The sequence below is a fragment of the Nonomuraea maheshkhaliensis genome, from assembly GCF_039529435.1.
Classification (GTDB): domain Bacteria; phylum Actinomycetota; class Actinomycetes; order Streptosporangiales; family Streptosporangiaceae; genus Nonomuraea; species Nonomuraea maheshkhaliensis.
In genome coordinates this window covers 1-1,686 of the sequence record NZ_BAAAMU010000077.1, presented here as the reverse complement: position 1 = coordinate 1,686, position 1,686 = coordinate 1, and the positions used below count along the sequence as shown (strand labels likewise).

General features: G+C 74.9%; 2 protein-coding genes. One reads left to right on the top strand and one right to left on the bottom strand.

The annotated features are described in order from the left end of the window. On the bottom strand, positions 1-389 hold a 389-nt coding region (locus ABFX54_RS37445), incomplete at its 3' end, for an SDR family NAD(P)-dependent oxidoreductase (RefSeq protein ID WP_346111482.1). Positions 390-547: 158 nt separating this feature from the next. Between ABFX54_RS37445 and ABFX54_RS37440 the strand changes: the two genes are divergently transcribed. Beyond that, positions 548-1,686: AAA family ATPase (locus ABFX54_RS37440; protein ID WP_346111481.1), on the top strand; the 1,139-nt coding region annotated here is incomplete at its 3' end.

Here is a 1,686-nt window from a genome sequence, read left to right as displayed (position 1 = left end):
GCGGCGTCGTTGCAGGCGGCGTCGTTGCAGGCGGCGTCGTTGCAGGCGGCGTCGTGCCGGCCGAAGGCGCCGAGGGTCTGCTCGACCAGCCGCCGTACCGCCACCTGATCGGTGAGATCCGTGCGGACGGCGATGGCATGACCGCCCGCCGCTCCGATGCGTGCGGCCTGCTCCTCCAGCGGCCCCGTGTCGGCGGCGGCGAGCACCACGCCGGCACCGGCCCTGCTCAGCGCCCACGCCACCGCCGCACCCGCACCCCCGCAGGGACCCGCGCAGGTGACGAGAACGGTGCGCCCTCGAAGCGGCTCGCGCGCCACGCCGCGCACCACCTCATGGGTCACCTCGCGCACCGCCTCATATGCCGCCTCCGGCACCGCCTCGTACGCCATGGAGATGATCCTCGCCCTCGGCTCGTCCGCTGGACCTCGGTCTGGACTTCCTTCGCCGACGCTAGGAGGCGGGCCGCCGCGCCCGCATCAGTGAAGTCGCCGGTCTGGCGGCCCGAAAGGCGTTGTCACCGGCACCGCGCGCTTTCTATGCTCGCCGTGTGCTGGGGAGAGACGGCGAGACCGCGCTGCTCGACTCCTTGCTGCAGCGGGCGCGCGAAGGGCGCGGTGGCGGGGTCGTCCTGCATGGGGAGCCCGGCATCGGGAAGACCGCGCTGCTGTCGTACGTCGAAGAGCGGGCCACCGGTTTCCGAATGCTCCGCGCCGTCGGCGTCGCGCCGGAGGCCGACCTCCCGTACGCGACCCTGCACCAGCTCCTGCTCCCCGCCCTCGACGCGGTGGACGAGCTGCCCGGCCCGCAGGCGCAGGCCCTGAGTGTGCTGTTCGGGCGGGCGCACGGCACGCCGCCGGACCCGTTCCTGGTTGGATTGTCCGCGTTGTCGCTGCTATCCCTGTGGGCCGGTGAGCGGCCGGTGTTGTGCGTCATCGACGACGCGCACTGGGCGGACCAGCCGACGCTGAAGACGGTGGCGTTCGTGGCGCGCCGCCTGGACAACGAGCCCGTGGTGGTGGCGCTGGCCGCACGCGCCGACGAAGGGCACGACACCGACCTGCCGGCGCTGCGCCGCATGCCCCTCATGGGTCTCAAACCGGACGCGGCCAGGGCGCTGCTGGCCGGGCGGCGGCTGAGCGACGGCGAGCAGCGCCGGCTGCTGGCCGTCACCGGCGGCAACCCGCTGGCCCTGCTCGAACTCGCCGGCCGGGAGCCGCACCCGGAAGGGGCGCAGCAGCCGCCGGCCATGACCGAGGAGCTGCAGCGCTCGTTCCTCGCCAAGGTCATGGACCGGCACGCCGCGGAGCTGCCGCTGCTCAAGCAGATCGCCGCCGACGGCTCGGGCAGCGTCGACACCGTCGAGCGGGCCGCCGCCGCGCTGCGGATCCCGTCCGACGCGCTGCACCGGGCCGAGATCGACGAGCTGCTCACGTACGACGGGACGCGGGCGCGGTTCCGCCATCCGCTGATCCGTTCCGCGGTCTACCACAGCGCCTCCGTGCACCGGCGCGCGGCGATCCACCGGGCGCTCGCCTCCGCCTTCGACGGGCAGGCCGACCAGCACCGGCGCGCCTGGCACCTCGGGCAGGCGGCGGCCGAGCACGACGAGCGGGCCGCCGAGGAGCTGGAACGCTCGGCCGAGCACGCCGCCCAGCGCGGCGGGCCCGCGGCGGCCATGTCCGCGCT